At 68.0% G+C, this 21,359-nt stretch carries 20 protein-coding genes; 9 read left to right on the top strand and 11 right to left on the bottom strand.

From position 1 onward, the window contains the following. The first annotated feature begins 1 nt into the window (after nt 1). A complete protein-coding gene (locus tag B141_RS46105) occupies nt 2-640 on the top strand; it encodes an NUDIX domain-containing protein (protein ID WP_020578124.1) in 639 nt (212 codons plus the stop codon). Here the strand turns inward: B141_RS46105 and B141_RS0126020 are convergent. Continuing rightward, nucleotides 563-1,087 carry a hypothetical protein gene (locus B141_RS0126020; RefSeq protein ID WP_020578123.1) on the bottom strand — a complete coding sequence of 175 codons (525 nt, stop codon included), beginning with the start codon at nt 1,085-1,087 and terminating at the stop codon, nt 563-565. The two genes, B141_RS46105 and B141_RS0126020, sit on opposite strands and share 78 nt — an antisense overlap. A gap of 142 nt (nt 1,088-1,229) precedes the next feature. Between B141_RS0126020 and B141_RS0126015 the strand changes: the two genes are divergently transcribed. Beyond that, nucleotides 1,230-1,796 (top strand): GNAT family N-acetyltransferase, encoded by a 567-nt coding sequence (locus tag B141_RS0126015; RefSeq protein WP_020578122.1) that lies wholly within the window; start codon nt 1,230-1,232, stop codon nt 1,794-1,796. Here the strand turns inward: B141_RS0126015 and B141_RS42790 are convergent. The 3 genes from B141_RS42790 to B141_RS0126000 all read right to left on the bottom strand — a co-directional run bounded on the left by B141_RS42790 (nt 1,762) and on the right by B141_RS0126000 (nt 3,762). After that, entirely contained in the window at nt 1,762-2,349 is a 588-nt protein-coding gene (locus tag B141_RS42790) for a TetR/AcrR family transcriptional regulator (RefSeq protein WP_157181282.1), read from the bottom strand. The genes B141_RS0126015 and B141_RS42790 overlap by 35 nt on opposite strands. Before the next feature lie 74 nt (nt 2,350-2,423). Next, entirely contained in the window at nt 2,424-3,146 is a 723-nt protein-coding gene (locus B141_RS0126005) for an MBL fold metallo-hydrolase (RefSeq protein ID WP_020578120.1), read from the bottom strand. Between the two features lie 97 nt (nt 3,147-3,243). Continuing rightward, nucleotides 3,244-3,762, bottom strand: a complete 519-nt coding sequence (locus tag B141_RS0126000; RefSeq protein ID WP_202805918.1) for a PucR family transcriptional regulator — start codon at nt 3,760-3,762, stop codon at nt 3,244-3,246. Between the two features lie 76 nt (nt 3,763-3,838). Here B141_RS0126000 and B141_RS0125995 point away from each other — a divergent pair, with 76 nt between their 5' ends. Together B141_RS0125995 and B141_RS49655 are read left to right on the top strand one after the other, a co-directional pair. Continuing rightward, entirely contained in the window at nt 3,839-4,081 is a 243-nt protein-coding gene (locus B141_RS0125995) for a hypothetical protein (RefSeq protein ID WP_020578118.1), read from the top strand. Nucleotides 4,082-4,137: 56 nt separating this feature from the next. Beyond that, complete coding sequence (locus B141_RS49655) at nt 4,138-4,284, top strand: hypothetical protein (RefSeq protein ID WP_020578117.1); 147 nt, start codon at nt 4,138-4,140, stop codon at nt 4,282-4,284. A 298-nt stretch (nt 4,285-4,582) separates the two neighbouring features. On the opposite strand, the gene B141_RS0125985 is transcribed toward B141_RS49655, so the two are convergent. The 5 genes from B141_RS0125985 to B141_RS0125965 all read right to left on the bottom strand — a co-directional run bounded on the left by B141_RS0125985 (nt 4,583) and on the right by B141_RS0125965 (nt 12,876). Further along, nucleotides 4,583-5,467 (bottom strand): carbohydrate ABC transporter permease, encoded by an 885-nt coding sequence (locus B141_RS0125985; RefSeq protein WP_020578116.1) that lies wholly within the window; start codon nt 5,465-5,467, stop codon nt 4,583-4,585. Between the two features lie 12 nt (nt 5,468-5,479). Further along, on the bottom strand, nt 5,480-6,493 hold the full coding sequence (locus B141_RS0125980; RefSeq protein WP_020578115.1) for a carbohydrate ABC transporter permease: 1,014 nt from the start codon (nt 6,491-6,493) through the stop codon (nt 5,480-5,482). Nucleotides 6,494-6,561: 68 nt separating this feature from the next. Further along, a complete protein-coding gene (locus B141_RS0125975) occupies nt 6,562-8,016 on the bottom strand; it encodes an ABC transporter substrate-binding protein (RefSeq protein WP_020578114.1) in 1,455 nt (484 codons plus the stop codon). 27 nt (nt 8,017-8,043) lie between these two features. After that, nucleotides 8,044-11,481: an endo-1,4-beta-xylanase gene (locus tag B141_RS46100; RefSeq protein WP_020578113.1), complete on the bottom strand. Its 3,438-nt coding sequence runs from the start codon at nt 11,479-11,481 to the stop codon at nt 8,044-8,046. A 354-nt stretch (nt 11,482-11,835) separates the two neighbouring features. After that, on the bottom strand, nt 11,836-12,876 hold the full coding sequence (locus tag B141_RS0125965; protein ID WP_020578112.1) for a LacI family DNA-binding transcriptional regulator: 1,041 nt from the start codon (nt 12,874-12,876) through the stop codon (nt 11,836-11,838). A gap of 331 nt (nt 12,877-13,207) precedes the next feature. Between B141_RS0125965 and B141_RS0125960 the strand changes: the two genes are divergently transcribed. Next, nucleotides 13,208-15,304 carry an MGH1-like glycoside hydrolase domain-containing protein gene (locus tag B141_RS0125960; protein WP_020578111.1) on the top strand — a complete coding sequence of 699 codons (2,097 nt, stop codon included), beginning with the start codon at nt 13,208-13,210 and terminating at the stop codon, nt 15,302-15,304. Between the two features lie 75 nt (nt 15,305-15,379). Here B141_RS0125960 and B141_RS42780 read toward each other — a convergent pair whose 3' ends face one another. Beyond that, nucleotides 15,380-16,009 carry a YHS domain-containing protein gene (locus B141_RS42780; RefSeq protein WP_020578110.1) on the bottom strand — a complete coding sequence of 210 codons (630 nt, stop codon included), beginning with the start codon at nt 16,007-16,009 and terminating at the stop codon, nt 15,380-15,382. 224 nt (nt 16,010-16,233) lie between these two features. Between B141_RS42780 and B141_RS0125950 the strand changes: the two genes are divergently transcribed. Both B141_RS0125950 and B141_RS0125945 read left to right on the top strand, forming a co-directional pair. Continuing rightward, on the top strand, nt 16,234-17,544 hold the full coding sequence (locus B141_RS0125950; protein WP_040422339.1) for a sensor histidine kinase: 1,311 nt from the start codon (nt 16,234-16,236) through the stop codon (nt 17,542-17,544). After that, nucleotides 17,541-18,212: a response regulator gene (locus B141_RS0125945; protein WP_020578108.1), complete on the top strand. Its 672-nt coding sequence runs from the start codon at nt 17,541-17,543 to the stop codon at nt 18,210-18,212. The genes B141_RS0125950 and B141_RS0125945 overlap by 4 nt, the downstream gene beginning before the upstream one ends. 134 nt (nt 18,213-18,346) lie before the next feature. Here B141_RS0125945 and B141_RS0125940 read toward each other — a convergent pair whose 3' ends face one another. Further along, the gene (locus B141_RS0125940; protein ID WP_020578107.1) at nt 18,347-18,820 is read right to left on the bottom strand and encodes a hypothetical protein; all 474 of its coding nucleotides are present in this window, start codon (nt 18,818-18,820) and stop codon (nt 18,347-18,349) included. Nucleotides 18,821-19,201: 381 nt separating this feature from the next. On the opposite strand from B141_RS0125940, the gene dinB reads away from it, so the two are divergent. Both dinB and B141_RS0125930 read left to right on the top strand, forming a co-directional pair. After that, nucleotides 19,202-20,392, top strand: coding sequence for a DNA polymerase IV (dinB, locus tag B141_RS0125935; RefSeq protein WP_237742807.1), 1,191 nt, complete (start codon nt 19,202-19,204; stop codon nt 20,390-20,392). A 95-nt stretch (nt 20,393-20,487) separates the two neighbouring features. Further along, complete coding sequence (locus B141_RS0125930) at nt 20,488-21,354, top strand: alpha/beta fold hydrolase (protein WP_020578105.1); 867 nt, start codon at nt 20,488-20,490, stop codon at nt 21,352-21,354. Nucleotides 21,355-21,359 lie beyond the last annotated feature (5 nt).

Raw genomic sequence — 21,359 nt, 5'->3', positions numbered from 1 at the left:
TGTGAAGGACGGCTCCAGCGGTCGACGTCGACACCCTGAGCTACTGCGGATTCTCGGTCAGCATCGGCCGGCCGCGGTCCACCGCGAGGCATGGGGGCCGGGTGGGAGCATCCCGTTGGAGTTCTCGTCGTACCTCACAACCGTGCGGGTGCCCGACGAACTCGTCAGCTCCGTGCGCTGCATCGTCGCGACCCCAGGTGGCGTCGTGGTCTGCGAGAACCGCCACGAGCGGCATGTCTGGCCTGGCGGCCGTCCGGAGCCGGGCGAAACGATGACCGAGGCCGTCGTACGCGAGGTGGCCGAGGAGACGGGGTGGCAGGTCGATCGCGCGACCCTGACCTACCTCGGCTTCGTTCATCTGGCTCATCTGGGGCCACGGCCCGACGGCTATGCGTACCCCTACCCCGACAGTGTGCAGCTGGTGTTCGGCGGCACCGCGACGGGCCGCCTCGTCGACGCCAACGCGAACTGGACCGACACGGACGGGTGGGAGCTCGCCAGCCGGGTCGCTCCGCCGGCGGAGCTGGGGATGGTTCCGCTCTCGCCCCTGCAGGGGCCGTTTCTACAGGCGTACCTCGGCGCGGCGCCGGCGGTAGTACGCGACCGTGACGGCGGCGAGCATGGGTCCCCAGGCCAGTAGGGGTACGTAGCACGCGATCAGCAGCCCCTGCTGGATCGGTGTGCCGAGGGGTTCCCGGATGGTGAGGTTGTACGTCGCGAAGATGCTCAGCGCGACCAGCGCCACCGAGCCCAGGCTGGCCGGAATGACGGCGGCCAGCGGCGGGATCCGCCGCCCACCCAGCAGCGGAACCCAACGTGGCATGACCTCACCCCACGGCTGGACCAGGCCGAGCGTCAGAACGGCGAGGATCTCCGCGACCAAGGAGAGCGACACGATGTAAAGCCGTTCCCGGACCGGGACCAGGCTCGTGTCGTACTTCGTGAGCGGGAGGCCGACGACTAGCGCGATCCGCCACAGTCCCGAAGGAATGGTGAGGCAGGCGGTGATGTGGGCCGCGACGGTGGCCCACCGAGGGACGGTCAGGGGACGTGCGAGGGCGCTCGCGCGAGGGGCGTACGTCGTCATGGCATCCACCCTGCGGGTACCCCGGCCGGACCACCATCCGGCGAACGGGGTATACCCGGTATGCCCCGGGAGCGGCGCTGCACCAGCGCCAACGCGGCTCACGCCTGGTTCACGCCTGGTTCACGCCCGGTAAGGTCACCTGGTGGTTGAGCGATCTGAATTCAAAACCGAACGGTTGATCCTCCGTCGTTGGCGCGACAGCGACCTGGAGCCGTTCGCCGCCCTGAACTCCGATCCCGACGTGATGGAGCATTTCCCCGCTCTCATGACCCGCGAAGAGAGCGACGACCTGGTGGCCCGGATCGAGTCGGCGTTCCCCGAGCGCGGATTCGGCCTCTGGGCGCTCGAGGTCCAAGGCGCCGGAGAGTTCATCGGGTTCACCGGCCTTTCGGTGCCGTCCTTCGATGCACACTTCACCCCAGCGGTCGAGGTGGGTTGGCGCCTGGCCCGATCAGCCTGGGGCAGGGGGTACGCATCCGAAGCGGCCCGGGCGGCGCTCGCGTTCGGCTTCGACCCGGCGGGTCTCACCGAGATCGTGTCGTTCACGGCCACCACCAACCTGCGCTCACAGGCGGTCATGCGTCGCATCGGCATGACCCATGACGCGGCCGACGACTTCGATCATCCGCGGCTCCCGGCGGGCCATCGCCTCTCCCGACACGTGCTCTGGCGGATCACCGCCGATCAGTGGCGGGCGTCGCGCTGCTGAGTTCGTGAAGACCGGCGATGAGCATGTCCATCAGGTGCTCGAAGGTGGTGTCCAGGTCCTCCGGCAGCCCGAATCCGCCGGCCGCCTCCAAGGATGCGAAACCGTGCCCCGCTGACCGCAAACACCGGGTGGCATGGATGGCCGCCGCGCCCTCGAGCCCGTACCCCCGCAGGACAGCGAGGATGATCTCGAGCTGTCGCCCGCTGGGCTCCGCGAGGGCCGGGTCAGACAGCGGGTTTGACGGGATGGCGGCGTACCTCCCGGGGTACTCCTTCACGTACTCCCGCCAAGCCCGCATGAGCGCGGCCACCGCGTCGTCGCCGCTGCGGCCCATCACCGCGACGCCGAGGCGGTGGCTGAACTCATCCATCACGCGGGTGGCGACGAGCCGGCGGAGTTCGGCGAGATTGCGTACGTGTTTGTAGAGCGAGGGTGCGGCGACGCCGGTCCGGCCCGCCACGGCGGCCAGAGTCAGGCCGTCCGCGCCGTGCTCGTCGACGTGGAGCAGCGCGGCCTCCACCACGGCCGCGGTCGAAAGTCCCGCCCTAGGCACGCGTCGCCTCATCCACCTTGGTGCCCGCCTTCCTGCCGTTCACGTTCGTGCTGCCGGCGGTTTGCTGCCGGCGTTCAATCGGTCGCCACCCGTTCGCGGCGGAGGAAGTCCCGGATCGCGTCGCGCGGGCCGTCGGTGATCTGCGGGCCGTGGGTGAACGCCGCCACCTCGTAGTCGAGTTCGGCCAACCGGGTCGCGGTCTTCTTGGTGAGCTGGAAGTTCGTGCAGAAGAACGCCGGTGACCAGCGCAGCCCGCGGACGTTGAAGATCGAGTCGCCGGTGATCAGGATGCCGCTCCTGTGGTGGAGGAGGGCCACGTGCCCGGGGCTGTGGCCCGGCGTGTGGACCACCTCCAGGCCACCACCGACGTCGAGCACCTGACCGTCGACGAACTCCTCGGCCACCTCGGTCGGGGTGAAGCCGCCGCCGGGCAGGCGTTCGAGCAACCGACCGCCGAAGGACGACAGGTCGCGGGCCGGCGTACGTCCACTGCGCAGGCTCGGCGCGTCGGCCTCGTGGGCCACGACGTCCGCGCCGGTCTCGTTGGCGAGGGTGTTGAGCCCACCGGCGTGGTCGGGGTGCGCGTGAGTCAGGACGATCCGGGTGACCTGGGAGGGCGCGCTCCCGATCCAGGAGAGGGCCGCACTGATCTTCTTCGGTGCCGCCTTGGTGCCGGTGTCGACGAGCGTGACTTGGCCGTCGTCATCGACGAACGCGTAGGAGTTGACCAGGTCCCACGGCGCGGTGGGGATGCGGTAGACGCCGGGACGGATTTCTGTTGCTGGAGCCTTCGCCATGAATAACCCCTTTGCCTCGACCCTGGCTATTGGCATTAGCCAGAAAGCTAGACGACAAAGCAGCGGTCGTCAAGGCTTTCCGGTGGAGGCCAGCCCTCTAGTGCCCGGCCACGCGGTGCGCCAGCTGCAGCGCGAGCCGGGTGTCGGGGTCGTCGAGACGTACGCCGAGCAGTTGCTCGATCCGGCGGATTCGCTGCATCACCGTGTTGCGGTGAACACCGAGCGCCCGGGCGGTGTCGGCCACCACGCACGCATGGTCGAGGTAGCTCACCAGCGTGGCGAGCAGCAGGGGTTCGCTGTGCAGCGGAGCCAGCAGCGTGGCGGCCTCCCCGAACCCCAGCCCCGCGGCGTACTTGCTCAGCAGCACCTGCGCCGGTCCGAGGTCGCCGCTGGACAGGACGGTGCCCGGCCGACCGCTCGACCGGGCGAGCAGGGCGGCGGTGAGGGTGGCGACGAGACCGGAGAAACCCGCGGACACCGAGCCGATCCCCGCCACTAGGCCGCGCGCTCCGGCCCGGTCGTGGACCAGGCGCAAGGCCCGCTCGATCCGGTCGGTGAGTTCGTCGCGGGGCGGTAGCGCCCGGCTCCCACGCCGACAGCCACGTCCACGCGCCACCCGCGTGGTGGGCGAACGCCGGGACAGGCAGGCCTGCCGTACCCAGCACCTCGGTGAGGGTCGACATGATCAACGGATGCAGGCTCTCAACCTCGTGGGCGAGGATGTGGAGGCCGACATGCCAGCGCCAACCTGCCCGGGTCGCGCGGGCGACGAGCGTCTCCGGCAACGGCTCCCGCGCCTCCAACAACTCCGCGAGCAGGGCCGTGCGGGCGCGGGTCCCACCTCGGGGGACTTCCTCGCCACCGAACTCTTCCTGGCCGGGCTCGGCGCCTGCATGCTGGCAACGCTCGTCGACTATGGACAACCCAGGGACTGAACGTCGACGGCGCGACAGTCGACGTCTCCGCGACCTCGGCCAGCCGGCCGCTGCGGATGTCGGAGATCGAGGTCGTCTACCACCTGCCGAAAGGCCTGACACAGCAGCAGATCGGCGCGCTGGTTCGTGCCGGCGACCGGTGCAAGGTGCACCACACGATCGAGAAGGTGCCAACGATCAGCGTCAGCGTTCAGGAGCTGTAACGGCCCTGACGCCGGAGCCGCGTTCGCGTGTGCGCGGCGTAGGTGCTCGGCTGGAACCCCCGCGGCGGCGGGTTGTCTCACGGGCTGGACGGCTTGGGGGCCGGTTCATGATCAACTTGCAGAAATCGCCCACCGCGGGCGCGAAGCGTGGGCCCTTTTCGCAAGTTGATCATGGTTGGCCGCGAAAGCCTTCTCTGACGTGGTGGGCGATCTCGGGTCATTCCCCAGGCCGCCCGGCCCGTGAGACAACTGGTCCGCCGGCCGCGTGTTCGGATACTGAGAAGGCAGGGGACCGCAACTACTGCTTGACGGCGCCGGCGAGGCCGTTGACGAAGAACCGCTGCAGGAGAAGGAAGAGCGCGATGATCGGCGCCAGGGTGATCACCGATCCCGCACACAGCAGCGTCCACTGCGTGGAGTTCTCGCCGATGAAGGAGTACATCCCGACCGCGAGCGTGCGGAGTTCGGGCCTGGCCAGCGTGAAGACCAGCGGGATGAAGAAGCTGTTCCACGCACTGATCGCGGTGAAGAGCCCGACGGTGGCGATCATCGGCCCGGAGAGCGGCAGCATGATCTGCCAGAACGTCTGGTGAAAACTCGCACCGTCCATGCGGGCGGCGTCTTCGAGTTCCCGGTCGATGGACATGAAGTAGCCCATGAAGAGGAACGTGCCGAAAACAACGCCGCCCGCCGCCTGAACGAGAATGACCGACCACAGGCTGTTGAGGAGTCCGATCCGGTCCACGAGGTCGAAGATCGGGATGATCGTGTACCCATGCGGCAGGAACAACGTCGCCGAGATCAACACCAGGCAGAGCTTCTTGCCCGGAAACCTGGTCCGCCCCAACACGTAGCCAGCCATCGACGTGATGAGGAGCGTGCCGACCGTGGTGCCTACCGTGATGAGGAGGGTGTTGACGAAATACCGCCCGAACGACGCCTGCTGCCACGCCTCCAGGTAGTTGGACCAGAGGAAGCGTTCGGGCATCGGATTGAGTCCGCGGTTGAAGAATTCGTCGGTGTCCTTGAACGAACTCCCGAGCGTCCAGATGAACGGATACATCCAGGCGAGGCCACCAATGAGGAGTGCGGCGTGGGTCAGCGCGCGCACGCCGCGTGGAGGTCGCGACCGGCGGGCGGCCGGCCCGCGAGTCCGACCCGCGGGCACGGTGATCGATGCCATCGTTGCGACCTCCTACTGTCCGGCCCGGCGGCGCGCGAGCGAACGGATGACGACCACCTGAACCGCGGAGAATCCAATGAGCAGAAGCCCGTAGAAGAAGGACGCCGCGGAGGCGAGTCCGACGTTCGGCTGGACGGCGCTCGCGCCGAAGCCGCCGAACGCGAGGTGGTAGATGTACGTGTTCACCACCTCGGTGGCGAAGTATGGTCCGCCGTTGGTGAGTACCTGCACCAGATCAAAGACCTGGAACCCCCCGATGAGGGCGAGCAGCACGATCACGACGCCGACGGAGCGTAGCATCGGGACGGTGATGTAGCAGAACTGCGCGATCCGGCCGGCGCCGTCGATTCTCGCCGCCTCGTACAACTCCTCAGGAATGGTCTGCAGGCCGGCGAGGAAATAGACGAGGTTGTACCCGAGCGTGTGCCAGATCCCAACTACGATGATGATGCCCATCGCGACGTTCGGGTCGCCAAGCCAGTCGATGTTCTCGTTGGTGATCCGGAATCCTGTCAAGATATCGTTGACGGATTGGCCGAAGTTGGAGAACATCAGCTGGAACACCACGCCGATGACCGCGGCCGAGGTGACCACCGGCAGGAAGAACAACGTGCGATAGAACGTCGCGAAGCGCAGCCGCCGGTTGTTGAGCACCAGTGCGAGGGCGAGCGCCAGCACCAGCTGGACCGGCGTGACGATCGCGACGTAGGTAAAGGTGTGGCGGACCGCTCCCCAGAAGATCGAATCGTTGACCACCTGGGCGAAATTGGCGAACCCCACGAAGTCCGTCGGATCACCGATGCCATTCCACTGGTAGAACGTGTAGCCGAGCGACGCGCCAATGGGATAGATCACGAACCCCACCAGCAACACCATCATCGGCGCGACGTAGAGATACGACCAGCGTGCCGACCAGATGGCGCTCCACCGACCTCGCCGTCGGCGCCGCGGCGTACCACCCGGCGTCCCGCCCGCCGGTGGGTTGGCCGCGGTCACGCCGTCCGCGAAAGTTCCGGAGACGGCCATCGTCACCTCCTGAAGGGGGTCCCGCCGAGGTCGGACGGGTTTGACGACCTCGGCGGGTAGGTGGGCGTTCAGGCGGGCTTGTGGACGTAGGGCTTCGCGGGATCCCAGTCCTTGAAGACGTAATCGTCCGCGCTCACCTTCGCGCCCTTGGCCTGGGCCGCCTTGACCGCGTCGTCCTGCGCGGTGTTGAGGCGGTCCTGGAGTTCGGACAGCGCCTTGGCGACGTCCTTGAGCTGGCCGGTGTAGAGACCCGCGCCAACATCGTTGATGTCGGGCTTGACGGCGTTGACGGTGACCTTGGCGACCTCCGGATTCCGGACGGTCGGGGTGGGTCCGATGAACGCGGTATTGGCCATCGCGACGTACTCCGCGAACGGCTCGAACTTCACCAGCGATGGATCGTTGTTGTCCGGATACACCGAAAGCCCAAGCCCCTGCTCGACCCAGCGTTTCCCGGCTTCCTTGCTGTACAACCAGTCCAGCCAGGCCCAGGCCCGCTCCGGATCGCTGGCCTTGGCGGAGATGGCGACGAAGGATCCGCCCGGCGGGCCGTAGAAGAACGCTTTGGGCGTCCCGTCGGGTGCGGGCAACGTAACCAGGCTGTATTCCGTGAACTTGTTCTCGGTCCAGGTGGGTTGGTTCCAGACTCCGCCGACTGTCATGCCGAACTTGCCCTGGGAAAAGAACGCCCTGGCCTGCTCGTCGGAAATGCTCATCGAGCTCGGATAGATGAACCCCCGCTTCTTCCAGTCGAGCAGCAGGGTGAGGAAGTCGGCATAGTTACGGTCGCTGGCGAAGGTCCAACGTCCCACCCGGTAGTCCATGGTGGCGGTGCCACCGGGCGAGCCGGCCCCGCGGGTGAAGAGATCGATCCACCACGCGAGCGCGAAGTTCTGGGCATTGCCGAAGCCGAGCCCGTAGGCCTTGCCCCCGCTCTTGCTGGTGATCGCCTCCGCGGCCCGGGTGACGTCGTCCCAGGTCTTGGGCAGTTTGATGGTGCCGTCCGCGTTGGTCAGGCCGGCGTCCTTGAACGCACCGTGGTGGCAGTAGAGCTGCAGCGAGGGCGCGGGAGCCGCGAACGGCGCCGTGTAGACCTTGCCACCAAAGACGTTCACGCCCTCGACGAACTGGTTCGCGGGGAACCTCGACTGCCACTGCGAGGTGGCCCACTTGTCGAGTGGGAGCAGCCAGCCTTTGTCAACCTGTTCCTGCAGGGCCGGCAGCTTCGGGATCATGAAGACGTCGGGCGTGTTCTTGCTGCGGACCGAGAGGGCCAGCAGGTCGGCGTACCTGTCGGTGACCTGCGTGGTCCTCTTGATCGAGGGGCCTGGATGTGCCTTGTCGAACAGCTTGAGCTCGTTGTCGACCCACCCGGCCTGGCTCACATACCAGTCCCAGTACGTCAACGAGGTCGACGGTGTGGTGCGGTTGCCTTCCTCGGAGGAGCAGGCGGCCAGGCCGCCACTGAGGACGCTCGCGCCGGCCGCCGCGACCGCGGCCCGCAGCAAGTCACGTCGTTTCATGGTCAGTTCTCCTTGGTGATGCTCTTATCAGGGGGTGCAGCGTGGGGAGCTTGCGGTAGCGGTCTGCGAGGTGCCGTTCACCTGCCAGGTCACGTTGCTGCTGGAGCTGACGGGTACGCCCGCCCGCTTGGGGCGCTGGAACGGCAGGAAACTGACGGGCTGGCCGCGATCTCCCGGCGAAGGGGTCATGAGATTGCCGGTGCCGACCGGGATCGGAACGCCGAAGGCGTTCGGGTTGTCGTAGCCGAAGTAGGCGGTATAGGTGCCGTTGTAGTTGCTGACCACGCAGGGCGCGGTCGGCACCACCGCGCCGAGGGCCGTTTGATCTTCACCTGCCGGTTGGAGCGCCGCGTCGTCGACGTAGAAGTCGTCCGCGCCGCTGGTCGTACTCACCCACCATTCGGCCTTGGCGAGCGTCCCGGTCCACGACACGGTGACGTTGTTAGCGTGCACCTGCGTCCAGCCGGCGGCGTTCACCGGCGCCGAGGCGAGCGGGACGGTCTCGGAGGTACCATCCGTCTTTGTCAACTTGATCTTGACGAGGGCGGTGGTGTCGGCTGCGCCGCTCGCCAGGCGTACCCACGCCGACGTCTTGTACTTCGCGCCGTTGGTGACCTCGACGCCCTCGGCAGGTCCGGCCCACTCATACGTTCGCCCGGTGGCCTTGAGGGCACCCGCACCACTGTGGACCGGTGAGCTGACGGCGCTCGCGACGCACGGAGAGAAGCAGTACCAGTTGTTCTTGCCGTTCTCCACGTCACCGTTGAGGAGGAAGTCCATTCCGGCAGGTGGTGCGGAGCGGACTGAGAAGCTCGCGTCGTCGATGAGCAGATCCGGCGCGGTCGTGCTACCTCTCGTACTGATCCACCACTCGGCCTGCTGGAACGAGCCGGAGAAGGAGATCGGCACGTTGTTCGCCGCGATCTGGGTCCACCCGGTGTCGGTGACCGTCGCCGAGCCGAGCGGGATCGTGGTGGTTCCGGTCGAACTCACGACCTTGAGTGCGACCTGCGCCGTGTCGGTGCCGGGGTTCTTCAGGCGTACCCAGGCGGAGGAGTTGTAGACGCCCCCGTTGCCGACTGACACACCCTGGGCGGCGCCGGCCCAGGTCTCACCGCGCGCCGTGGCCGCGAGCGCGCCGGACCCGCCGTGGGTCGGGCTGCCGGTCAACGAGAGCGTGCAGGGGCCGAGGCAGTACCACCCGGTCGTGCTGCCCCGCTCGACGTCGCCGTTGAGCAGCATGCTCGCGTTGCCCGGCAGCTTGGGGGTGATGAACGGCGGTGCTGGCGAAGGCGGCGCGGTCCCGACCGTCTCGGTGAGTGTCACGTCGTCGACGGTGCAGACCGGGTTACCGGGTACGCCGCCGTTGTGCCAGACGAACGCCTGCGTCCACGTGGTGTCGGCGGGCAGGCTGAACGCCGCGAGCTTCTGGGTGTACTTCGTTTCGTCGCTGAAGTTGAGGGTGTGCTGAAAGCTCGCCTGCCCGGGTGCGGGTCCACCCCGGACACCGATGTAGCACTGGTTGCCGGTGCCGCTCGACTTCGCCCAACCGCTGAGCGTGTAGCTGGTGCCTGGCTTTATGTCAAGGACAGGTTGCGCCACACCGCTGGCGCCGCCGCTGGTCCGAAGGGAACGCTTGCCGGAGTAGGGATCGGTGACGGACGCCGAGCCGGCGGCGAGAGTTGTCCACCCGGCCGTGCCGTCCTCGAAGCCCGGGTTGCGGATCAGGCTCTTGATCGGGTCGCGGTCGAGCGTCTGGATGCCGTCCGCGATAACGGTGACCGCCTTGCCAGTGTTGGTGGGCATCGAGACCCGCTGCTGTTTGGAGACTCCGTTGACTGTCACGGTCACGAGGTAGTCGCCGAGGAAGCCACGGGTGGTGTACTTCCCGTCCGCGCCCGTCTGGCCCTGTGCGTTGGTCCACCACTGGCGGTAGATGAGGTCCTTCCACACCAGGGCGTTGGGCTTCGCCGACCAGTCGGCGCGAAAGAACGCCGCGAGGGGATTCCAGATGTTCGACTCCCAGAAGCCGAACGTGCTGAGCGCCTCGATCTTGGGATAGCTGAACATCATGGTGAGGAAGTCGCGGGTGTAGTCGGCCTGGAGTTGCTCGTCATCAGTCGCGATGTCGAACTCCGTGATCTCCAGCGGCAGGCCGAGGTCCGCGTACCGGTCGAGGATCGGTAATAGGTCCTCCGGCGGCGTGGGCTGCAGCCCGGTGAAGTGTCCCTGGATCCCCAGCGCGTCGATGGGTGCGCCGCTGGACTTGAGTGACGCGAGCAGGTTGTAGATGTAGTCCTGCTTGCGTTTGGTCCAGCCGTTCTTCTCCAGCAGGTCGTACTCGTTGAGGAGTAGGCGGGCGTCAGGATCGCCTTGCCTGGCGAGGGTGAACCATCGGGCGATCTCGTCCTGGCCGAGGATGTCGGTCAGGTTGTGCTCGGAGTACGGCTCGTTGACGACATCCCAGGCCGGCACGATGCCCTTGAGGGTGGAGGTTTCGTCGGTGATGTGGCCGTCCACCCGGGCGCGCAGCGCGGCCGGGTCGTTGGCAAGGGGGCTCACGTCCGGAGGCATGTATCCCCAGGACCCCCACACCAGAGTGTGCCCGTGGACGAAGATGTCCTTGGACCGCAGCCATTCCAGGGCCGGCAGGGTGTACTGCTCGCGGTGTGCTTCGTTCTCCCAGTACGTCCACTTGAGATCGTTGCCCAACGCGGTCTGGTTGAAGTTCTCCGCCACCGTGCTGCGGTATTTCCGCCCGTCGGTGGTGTCGTTGTTGAGCCAGCGGGCGTCCGCGGCGGTCCCGAAGTTGAAGGCGTGCTGGAGCATGCTCACCTTCACAGCGGCGTCCGGCACGGGGTTGCCCGCGGGGTCCACCACGGTCACCCGCAGGTCACCCTTGCGGTATTGACTGATGCGGTCGTTGGCGGCCGTCCGCCAGGCGGCGTTCGCCTCGCGACCCTTGTAGGTCACGGAGGGAAAGCCGGCCGGGTCGCCCTGGCCGTAGTCGCGGACGGACACGCCGGCGATCTGGAAGACCTGGGGGCCGTAGCCCAACCAGAGCGAGATGTGGGCGCCGCCCGCGGCGTAGCTCTCCACCATCCGGAACGGAAACTCGAACTTCTGCCATTCCGAGGTGAACCTCAGTGCGGCATTGGCGGACTTCTTGTAGTTGCCGCCATCGCGTTCGAAGGTGAAAGTCGCGTAGCCGGCGTCGCCGGTGGGCTCGATCGACCGCGCCCAGAAGCTCGCCACCATCGCGTCCCCCTCGGTGACAGCGGCGGCGGTGCCCGCACCCAGGGCGATTTCGTACTCGCCGTCGAGACCGGCACTCGCCGGCGAACCCGTCACGCTGACTTGAAGTGCCCGGTCGAAGTTCGGGTTTCCGGTGACCTGGACTATCTCCGTCTGCGGTGCCGGACTGCCTTTCAGCTGGTCGAACGCCGCGAGCGAGTCGGCCGGCATCACTTCGAAGGGCTCCGCCGCACTGGCTGCCGACGGAAATACCTGTACCGCGGCTGCGACTGCGAGAGTGAAAGCAACTACCAGGCCAGATGTTCGTGTCAAGGCGGAGGGTCGCCTCATTGCCCCACTCCTCTCAGGTTCGGGGTGACACACGTGGTGGGGGTGGGCCCGGACGGGCGAAGCCCGAGCGGGGCCGGTACAACACTGAATGAGGGACGCAGGTGTTCGAGCGGAAAAGGGCAGGCTCGACTACCGCGTCGTATCTGGCGCTGCGAGTTTCGGTGATCCAGGAGGATGCTGCTTTTACCGGTGCTTTTATCGCGGTCGGGCGAAACGCAAGCCCGCGGGCGAATTTCAGGCGCTCGTCGTGCAGCTGTCTCGGATGATCAGGCTCGTGGAAAGGCTGATGCGTGCTGGCTCGTCGGCTGTGTTCGCCCCGGGTTTGTCGCCTGGAGCCGGATCGATGGTGCTGAGCAGAAGCCGGGCCGCCTGCTGACCCATTTCCTCGAATGGCTGGCGAATCGTGGTGAGGGCTGGGCGGACATGCTCGGAAGAAACCAGGTCGTCGAACCCGACGATGGAGATGTCATCGGGCACCTTGAGTCCGGCGTCCTCGACTGCCTCCATGACGGCGTAGGCAGTGATGTCGCTGTGGGCGAAGATCGCTGTCGGCCGCCGGCGTTTGGGGAGGTCGAGAAGTGCGCGGGTGCTCGCGGCTACGGTGTCGGCCGCGAACTCGCCCTTTGTCACCAGCTCGGGGCGCACCGCGATGCCCGCCTCCCGCAGCGCGTCGGTGTAGCCGCGCGTGCGGTCCAGGCAGCATTGGTATTCCATCGGGCCTTCGATGCAAGCGATTCGCCGGTGGCCGAGTTCGACGAGGTGGCGTACCGCGGCATGTGCGCCGCCATAGTTGTCGGCGACGACGGAGGGCAGGGAACTCTGTGCGCCCAGGGTGTCGACGAGGACGACCGGCAGCCCGCCGCGCTGGAGTTCCTCCAGGGGTTCGAGTGGTTGGTTGTGGGTGACAACGAGCAGACCGGTCGAGAGCTTGGAAGCGAGGATCCGCTCGATGACCCGGCCGTAGTCGCGGTCGTTGGTGCTCGTGTAGAGGATGATCTCGTAGTCGCTGTCCTCGACAACAGAGGCCACGCCGTAATTGATCGCGGCCACGAGTCGCCAGGTCAGGCCGGGCACGATCATGCCGATCAGGCGGGTGTTTCCACGGGCGAGTGCGGTCGCGGCGAAGTTGGGGACGTAGTTGTGGCTACGCATGACTTCCAGGACGCGCTCGCGGGTTGCCGGATCGACCCGCGGACTGTTGTTGAGCACCAGGGACACAGTGGATTTGGACAGCCCTGACAGCCTGGCGATATCGCGGATTGTCAATTTCGTCATGGCCGCGACACCTCAAAGCCTCGAAGGATGAAATCGGGGGCTGAATGCGCCCTCACCGGAGCGGGAGCGGCACTCGTGGTGGATTTCGCCGGTCGCGTTGGACCAGTCCAACGTCTGAGCGGGACCGTAGCACTGGACCGGTCCAACGACAATACCCCGCCGCAAACTTCGAGTAACTTGGCCGCAATCATTGCGGGCACGATCCCCGTGGTGGCAGCATCCCCGGCACGAGCAGCGGTCGCGGGCCCGCCGGTCCCCGCTGATCCCACCTCGCCTTTTCCCACAGGGGCCGGCCGCGGTGACAGAGCAAGCGTGGACAGAGGGAGCACGGATGGCTTCGCGCTACACGTTGGACGATTTCGCCTTCGACCTCCGGCAGGGCGTGGTGCAGCAGGCCTGGGTTACCAGTGGCTGGTCGACGGTCGCCCTCGCGCCTGGCACCGTCTGCGGGGTCGCCGGTTGTTTCGCCCCGCCGTACGCCGCACCAGACTCCTCGCTCCGGATCGAACTCGAGGTGGCCGGCCACCGGATCCCCGACGGCGCCCGGCCCGGTGTCAACGGCCGCGGCCTCCTCTACGCCGGCGGCACCTGGCGTCCCCACCAGGTCGTACGGCGCGGGACCTACCACCAGTTCCACGACGGTGCCCTCCGGTCACTCGACGTACGAAGCACCCTCACGCCGCTCTACGGGCGTGCTGGCTACGCCGTCCAGGTCGCCATCCGCAACCGCGCGGCCGAGGCGGTCACGATCACCCTCCACCCCGAGCTCCACCCCGGCGGGCCGCGCCGGATCCCTTTGGGGGAATGGGGTTGGGTCCCGCCGGAGCCCGGGCCGGCGCCGACCCAGCTGGGACACGGACGTTGGCAGGCTGGCGAGGTGACGATTGACCTGCTCCACGAGGAGGTGGGGGTGGGCCCGGACGGGCGAAGCCCGACCGGGGCCGATTCCACACTGCTCACCCAGGTGGTGCCAGCGGGCGCCGAGGTGACGTTCACCCTCGCGGTCCAGATCGGCGCCGCGCACACCACAGCACCCCGCCCGTTGAGCACCTGGGTGGACGAGGCCGTAGACCGCTGCGAACGCCGGGCCGCCGCGGTGCTGGCGCGGGTCCCGTGGCTGGGGACCGACGTACCCGGGCTCGACGCGTACTGGCGCCGGAGTCTGGCCAGCGGCCTGGTCTGCCTGTGGGACAACCCGAGCTTCGTCACGAATCCGTTCGTGGCGACCTCCGGCATTGATGGCGGGGCCCTGTGCGCCTATGCGTGGGACACCGGGGGATACGCGCCGCACCTGCTCACCCTCATGCTGGGTGATACGGCGGTCGACGTACTCAACGCTTTGATGGCGGCCGATCTCGGCAACAACTACGCGATCGCTCCAGACGGCACGGGCCTTGGTGTCGCGTACGCCTACAGCGGTTGGTCATTGGTGACGTTCGCCGCAGCGGTCGCGGCGCAAGGTGGCATTGACGCCGGGCAGGTCGAACGGTTGTACGCCACGATGGCGGCGATCGACGCGCACTTCACGCCCGCTGGTGAGTTGTACGACTACGGCACTCAGCACAACCTGCTGGAGATGCGGACCGCCGGCTGGGAACACGTGGTCGCGAGCCCGAATACCGAGCGAGCGTGGTCCCTCGACACGCTTGCCAGCTTGGCTGAGGTGTCCGGTGCGGACCTTCCGACAGCCGCCATGCGGCAACGCGCCGAGCGGATCCGGAAGGCTGTGGCCGATGACCTTTGGGACCCCGACAAGCGATGGTTTCGCTGCCGGTATCCCGACGGCCACACCGAGATCGTCCATTCGGTCCAGGCGTTCGACGCGCTCCGCAACGGCGCCTGCTCGCCGAGCATGGCGGCCGATCTCCTCAGCCACCTTCGCCCGGGCGCGTTCCTCGGCAGTTACGGCGTCAGCAGCGTGTCGGCCGAGGACGAACGTCATTACGAACTCGGCGACGTCGACTGGTCGGGCGGCGGCGCCTACACCGGCGAGGCGCCCCAGCTTGCCCTCACGCTCTGGGAGCGCGGTGAGTCCGAACGTGCCTGGCAGGTGCTGAGCCGGCTGTTCTGGATGGGGGAGCATCTTCCGTATTTCCCGCAGGAGCATTATTCCGACCGGCCGGGCACGCCTCCGGTTGGCCGGCGGGCGAACATCATCGCCGGTCTCACCGGAGCCGAGGCGATCCTCACCGGGCTGGCCGGCGTACGCCCCCAGCCGGATGGCCGGCTCCTGATCGACCCGAGTCCCTTCGCGGCGGGGAATGTAACCCTGCGGGGCTTGGAGTTTCGGGGGCACACCGTCGACATTTCAGTCTCGCCGTCCGGTCATGCGATCACCGTGGACGGCCGCCCGATCACCGGTGAATCAGGTGACTCGGGCGAGCGGGGTGGTCCGGTGGTCGCCGTGCCGACCCACCCCTCCGCCTGATCCCGACTTCATGATCGTGATCATGAAGCCGGAGAGGGCTATGCGTACGGAAACCCTTCATGATCACGATCCTGATCACCGGAGCATGGGCGTGTGGTCCTCCGCGAAGATGGTGCGGCATTCGGCACAGCAGAAGGCGTAGGTCGTTCCCGCGTACTCCAGCGTGATGGCCTTCTCGGTCAACGGCACGGTCATCCCGCACGTCGGGTCGATCGCCGTGCCGGGCTCGGGCTCGACCACGGGAATGCTGCCTTCAGGAGCCTCGCGGTACGGCTTGGTGATGAGGCGGGTGATGTCGTTGGTGCCCATCACTTGGCCAAAGATGCCGAGGCCTCCTTCGGGGATGCCGATGACCTGGACCCAGGCGATCGGTTCGTCGTACACCCGGCGCGGGTCCTGGTCGAGGCCCGCGAGCACCTTGGTGATCCGGGAGATGGCGTACGGCCCCATGCCCTTGCGCCAGGTCTGGGGGACACTCACGCGGACGAGGTAGCGCGGCGGGTCTGACGGCTCGACCGTCTGGCTACCTACGGTCCAGGTATCGGGTTCGTGGACGATGACCTGGGTGAGGTTGCGGCCGGACTCGATCACGACCTCGGGGGCGCCCTGATCGGACATCAGCTCGGCGACGATGCGCGGGCCGATCGCGCGCCGCTGCTCGGGGGCCAGTGTGCCTTTGGGGACGAACAGCTCGACGAAGATCACGGTTGCCGCTCCTTTGGGTGTACGCAATGGCCCTTCGGGCGCTCGGGTTCGCACTGGCCTCTCGATGGTGTCCGCGAGGGCGGCGTACGGGCATCGTGCGGGAGAGGGCTGTTTCGGCTACATCGTGGGATGCAGGTGCGTGCCCGCGTACCCCTGCGGAAGTAGTGGGTGGTTTCGCCGATCGGCGGACGCGCTCGGCGTCGAGACCGGTCTACGCTGCCGGCATGACCATCGACAGTCGGCGAGCCTACGCGCAGGACGGGCTTATCGCGGTTGGCGTGGCCGGGCTGCTCCTGCTTGATGCGCTGCTCGCCGGCAGTGTCAGCGGGTTCGGCGTGGCGTCGCTGCTGTTCCTGCTGGTCGCGTCCCTCGCGCTGGTCGTACGCCGGCGTAGCCCTCGGCTGTTGCTCGTCTTCACCACCCTGTGCGTTCTTGGTTCCAGCGTGCAGACCCCACCCGACGCGATCGCGGTCCTTCCGGTGCTGGTTGCCCTCTACACTGCCGTCCGGGCGGGCCATCGGGTGTTCGCGATCGCTGTGGTCGCACCCTTAATCGTTCGAGTGCTCGTCGGCAACGCGTTCGGCGAGAGCTCGCAGTCGCCCGCGGAAGCACTCCAGGCCGGGTTCCTGCCTGTGGGGTGGTTCGTCGCCGCGGCAGTGACCGCCGAGGTCTCCCGGCAGCGCGCCGCCTACCTCGAGCAGGTGGAGCAGCGCGCCGTCGACGCCGAACGCACCCGCGAGGAGGTGGCCCGCCGCCGCGCCGGGGAAGAGCGGCTGCGGATCGCGCGGGAGTTGCACGACTCGCTCACCCACTCCATCTCGGTGATCAAGGTCCAGGCCGGGGTGGCGATCCACCTGACCCGCAAGCGCGGTGAGGAGGTGCCGTCGGCGCTGCTCGCCATCCAGGAGGCGGGTGGTGACGCGATCCGGGAGCTGCGGGCCACCCTCGAGGTGCTGCGTGATCCGGGCGATGCCGAGGAGTCGGCGGGTAGTGGACTTGCTCGGCTCTCCCAGCTGCTGGAGCGGGCGCGTTCGACCGGCCTGCCGATCACGTTGACGGTCACTGGGCGCGAGCGCGCCCTCCCCGGCAACGTCGACCGGACCGCCTACCGCGTCATCCAGGAGGCGCTCACCAATGTCAGCCGGCACGCCGGTCGGGCGAGTGCGTCGGTCCGGTTGGAGTACGCCGCGAACGAGCTGGTCGTGCAGGTCGACGATGACGGGCAAGCCCAGGTTGACACGGCAGAGGTGCCCGGCGTCGGCCTGATCGGTATGCGGGAACGCGTCACCGCCGTGGGCGGGCGGTTGTGGGCTGGGCCGCGTGCCGACGGCGGATTCAGAGTGCGGGCCGAGCTCCCGCTCGAAGGCGCCGCGGCGGAAGGCACTGAGCTGGCGAGCGTGGAGGCGGCGGGCCAAGGGGCAGCGGGCGCAGAGGTGGACGCTCCCGTGCCTGAGGGTGTGAACGCCGTCGCCGCTGCCGGGGGCGTCCCCGACGCCTCGGGCACTGCCGCGGGCAGCCGTGAGGCGGGCCCGTGATCCGCGTCCTCCTTGCCGACGACCAGGCGCTCATCCGGGCCGGGTTCCGCGCGCTGCTGGACGCCGAGGACGGCATCGAGGTGGTGGCCGAGGCCGCGGACGGGCGGCAGACGATCGACCTCGCTGTCCAACACCGGCCCGACGTCGCGCTCGTCGACGTCCAGATGCCGGTGCTGGACGGCATCGAGGCGACCCGGCAGATCAGCGCCGACCCACGGCTCGCCGGCGTTCACATCCTGATCCTCACCAACTACGGGCTGGACGAGTACGTCTTCAACGCCCTGCGCGCCGGCGCGAGCGGCTTCCTCGTCAAGGACACCGAACCCGCCGAACTCCTGCAGGGAATCCAGGTGGTCGCGCGCGGCGACGCCCTCCTCTCGCCGTCGATCACCCGCAAGCTGATCAGCGAGTTCGTCGCCCGCGCGCCCGAGGGGGCCGAGCGGTTGGACGACGACCTGGCCGCTCTCACCAACCGCGAGCGCGAGGTCGTGGCGCTCGTCGCGCGTGGCCTCACGAACGACGAGATCGCCGCCCGGATGGTGATCAGCCCGGCCACCGCCAAGACCCACGTCAGCCGGGCCATGACAAAGCTCGGTGCCCGCGACCGTGCCCAGCTCGTGGTCTTCGCCTACGAGTCCGGCCTCGTCTCTGCGCGTACCGGCCCATAGGAGCCTGTTCCTGAACGACCTTTTAGCCGTCTCCGCAGACGAAGTCGTCCCGGGCCCCAATCGGGGGACCCGGGACGACCACGACCATGACTCGGGCCGCAGGCCCTCGTCGTCTCAGCTCGTGCGGCTGGATGTCACTCGCCGCAGGTGTAGCCGAGCTCTTCCTTCTGGGTGGGGGTGAGGGCGTTCCACTCCTCGATGGTCATCCCCGCAGGCAGGGCGACCTCGGCGCCGGTGGCGTCCTTGGCGAAGTCGAGGATGCTGTACGGAACGCCGATCCACGCGCCGCTCACCATCTGGCCAGCACCCTGGCCGAGCTTGCCGGCACCCTCGTCCCAGTTCTTCCAGGCGTCCTGGGTGGGCTCGGACAGACGCTCGCCACCCTTGAGCAGGTCCAGCGCGCTGTACGGAGCGCCGATCCACGCGCCGCTCACCATCTGGCCAGCACCCTCGCCGACCAGGCAGGCGCCCTCGTCCCAGTTGTTCCAGGCGTCCTGGGTCGTCTCGGACAGGCCGTCGGAGTCGGCGGAAGCCGGCCCCATGCTCATGGCGAGAGCCGCGCCGGTCGTGGCGAGCACGAGCATCAGCCTGCGAGCGCTCTTCTGCATGCTTGGCACACTTGTCCCTTCGTTGGTTGGGCCCCGACGCGGAAAGCGTGGGTCCTTCTGCGGTTCAGGAGGCCGGGCGGCCGGAGGTCCCCGCCCGACCCGTCGTCAGCGACAGCGCCGACCGCCGAGTAGCAGACCGTAGTAGTGGAACTACAACCTGTCAAAACCTTTTGTACCACATGTCCGAATAACGGCCCGCGCCCTGGTTCCACCCCACTTGCCCGACCGGCAGCGGTCTCGCTCGCCCGACCCGCGGCAACCCAGGTGTCCGGTGAGTTGCCGCACGGCGGGTGGGTGGAACGGCCCCCGTTCACCGAGGCCTCCGTGTGCCGTCGCCGATGAGGGCTGGCACCTCAGAGTGCCTTATGCGAACATGTGTTCGTGCGGACTGAGGCGACGATCCTCCACGCCGATCTCGACGCCTTCTACGCGTCGGTCGAGCAGCGCGACGATCCACGCCTGCGCGGGCGCCCGGTGATCGTGGGGGCCGGGGTGGTGCTCGCGGCAAGCTACGAGGCCAAGGCATTCGGCGTGCGCACCGCGATGGGTGGAGCGCAGGCACGCTGGTTGTGTCCGCAGGCAATCGTGGTGGGCCCCCGGATGAAGGCGTACTCCGAGGCGAGCAAGGCGGTGTTCGAGGTGTTCCGGCGAACGACGCCGCTGGTCGAGGGCCTCTCGATCGACGAGGCTTTCCTCGACGTCGCGGGGCTGTGGCGGATCGCCGGATCGCCCGTCGACATCGCGAAGCAGCTACGGCGCGACGTCCTCGAGCAGGTTGGCCTCCCCATCACCGTCGGGGTGGCCAGGACGAAGTTCCTCGCCAAGGTCGCGAGTGGGGTGGGCAAGCCGGACGGACTCCTGGTGGTCCCTCCAGACGGCGAACTCGACTTCCTCCACCCGCTGCCGGTCGAACGCCTCTGGGGTGTCGGGCGGGTCACGTCCGGCAAGCTCCGCGACCGGGGGATCACCACCGTTGGCGACGTCGCCAAACTGGCCGAGCCCACGCTGATCTCCTGGCTTGGTCGGGCCGCCGGCCGCCACCTCCACGCCCTCGCCCACAACCAGGACCCCCGGCCGGTGCGGGTCGGTCAGCGCCGGCGGTCGATCGGGGCGCAGCGGGCGCTCGGCCGGTCCCGCCGTACGCCTGAGGAACTCGACGCCATCGTCATCGCACTGGTCGACCGGGTGACGCGCCGGATGCGGGCGGCCGGCCGGGCTGGGCGCACCGTCGTACTCCGCCTGCGCTTCGATGATTTTTCGCGGGCTACCCGGTCTCATACGTTGACCCGGGCGACCGGGCAGACCGAGGAGATCCTGGCCGCGGTGCGCGCGTTGCTGGCGACGGCGGCGCCGCTGATCGAGCGCCAGGGTCTCACCCTGATCGGGGTGGCGGTCGGCAACTTCGACGACGGAGGTGCGGTCCAGCTGGAGCTGCCGTTCGATCGGCGGAGCGGTGGTGCGCTCGACTCCGTGCTCGACGACGTGCGGGAGCGGTTCGGGTCAGGAGCGGTGACCCGGGCGGTGCTCCTCGGTCGCGATCCGGGGTTGTCGGTGCCACTGCTGCCCGACTGACGCGGTGGTACGCCAGCCGCCCACTCATCGGCGTGGTCAGCCGCGGAACCCTCGGCAGGCGTGCCGAAGCTAGGCGTGAGGGAGTTACGTGCGTGATGAACGAGAAGATGGTGCGGGCCAATGGTGTCGACCTGTGTGTCGAGACCTTCGGTGATCCCAGCGACCCCGGGATCCTCCTCATCGGCGGGGCGGCCAGCTCGATGGACTGGTGGGAGGAGGAGTTCTGCGAGCGGCTCGCGGCCGGGCCACGGTTCGTCATCCGGTACGACCTTCGCGACACAGGCCGCTCGGTCAGCTATCCGCCAGGCGCGCCTGGATACACCCAACCCGACCTGGTGGCCGATGCGCTCGGTCTCCTCGACGTTCTCGGCCTGGCCCGCGCCCACCTGGTCGGCATCTCGATGGGCGGCGGGATGGCGCAGCGCATCGGGGTCGAGCATCCCGAGAGAGCCGCCTCACTGACACTGATCTCGACCAGCCCCGGCGGCCCGGGCGGGCCGAGCAACCCCGATCTGCCGCCCATATCGGAGAAGCTCCTGGCGGTGTTCTCCGAACCCTCGCCGGACCCCGACTGGTCAGATCGGGAGCAGGTGATCGAGTACGTCGTGGACGGGCAGCGTCCCTTCGCGGCGACCTCGGCGGCGTTTGACGAGGAGCGGATGCGCAGGATCGCCACCCAGGTTGTCGACCGGAGCAGCAACATCGAGTCCAGCATGAAGAACCACTGGATCCTCAAGGGCGGTGAGCCGGTCAGGTCGCGGCTGGGTTCGGTCACCGCGCCGACGCTGGTGCTGCACGGCACCGAGGACCCGCTCTTTCCCTACGGCCACGCCGTCGCGCTCGCCAACGAGATCCCTGGTGCTCGGCTGATCCCGCTGGAGCAGACGGGTCACGAGATGCCGCCACCCGCGGTCTGGGATGTCGTCGTACCCGCGATCCTTGCGCACACGGAAGCCCGTTGATGAAG

It is taken from the genome of Actinopolymorpha alba DSM 45243, assembly GCF_000373925.1.
Taxonomy (GTDB): domain Bacteria; phylum Actinomycetota; class Actinomycetes; order Propionibacteriales; family Actinopolymorphaceae; genus Actinopolymorpha; species Actinopolymorpha alba.
This window is presented reverse-complemented; position numbering and strand designations above follow the sequence as displayed.

What these genes read in the sequence shown, in the direction of transcription:
- B141_RS49655 (WP_020578117.1), top strand. Translation starts at nt 4,138, where the DNA reads ATGTCGGAGATCGAGGTCGTCTACCACCTGCCGAAAGGCCTGACACAG.
- B141_RS46100 (WP_020578113.1), bottom strand. Translation starts at nt 11,481, where the DNA reads ATGCCGGCCGACTCGCTCGCGGCGTTCGACCAGCTGAAAGGCAGTCCG.
- B141_RS0126005 (WP_020578120.1), bottom strand. Translation starts at nt 3,146, where the DNA reads ATGGCGAAGGCTCCAGCAACAGAAATCCGTCCCGGCGTCTACCGCATC.
- B141_RS0125980 (WP_020578115.1), bottom strand. Translation starts at nt 6,493, where the DNA reads ATGGCCGTCTCCGGAACTTTCGCGGACGGCGTGACCGCGGCCAACCCA.
- B141_RS0125950 (WP_040422339.1), top strand. Translation starts at nt 16,234, where the DNA reads ATGACCATCGACAGTCGGCGAGCCTACGCGCAGGACGGGCTTATCGCG.
- B141_RS0126020 (WP_020578123.1), bottom strand. Translation starts at nt 1,087, where the DNA reads ATGACGACGTACGCCCCTCGCGCGAGCGCCCTCGCACGTCCCCTGACC.
- B141_RS0125985 (WP_020578116.1), bottom strand. Translation starts at nt 5,467, where the DNA reads ATGGCATCGATCACCGTGCCCGCGGGTCGGACTCGCGGGCCGGCCGCC.
- B141_RS0125940 (WP_020578107.1), bottom strand. Translation starts at nt 18,820, where the DNA reads ATGCAGAAGAGCGCTCGCAGGCTGATGCTCGTGCTCGCCACGACCGGC.
- B141_RS0125975 (WP_020578114.1), bottom strand. Translation starts at nt 8,016, where the DNA reads ATGAAACGACGTGACTTGCTGCGGGCCGCGGTCGCGGCGGCCGGCGCG.
- B141_RS0125930 (WP_020578105.1), top strand. Translation starts at nt 20,488, where the DNA reads ATGAACGAGAAGATGGTGCGGGCCAATGGTGTCGACCTGTGTGTCGAG.
- B141_RS0125995 (WP_020578118.1), top strand. Translation starts at nt 3,839, where the DNA reads ATGCAGGCTCTCAACCTCGTGGGCGAGGATGTGGAGGCCGACATGCCA.
- B141_RS0125965 (WP_020578112.1), bottom strand. Translation starts at nt 12,876, where the DNA reads ATGACGAAATTGACAATCCGCGATATCGCCAGGCTGTCAGGGCTGTCC.
- B141_RS0125960 (WP_020578111.1), top strand. Translation starts at nt 13,208, where the DNA reads ATGGCTTCGCGCTACACGTTGGACGATTTCGCCTTCGACCTCCGGCAG.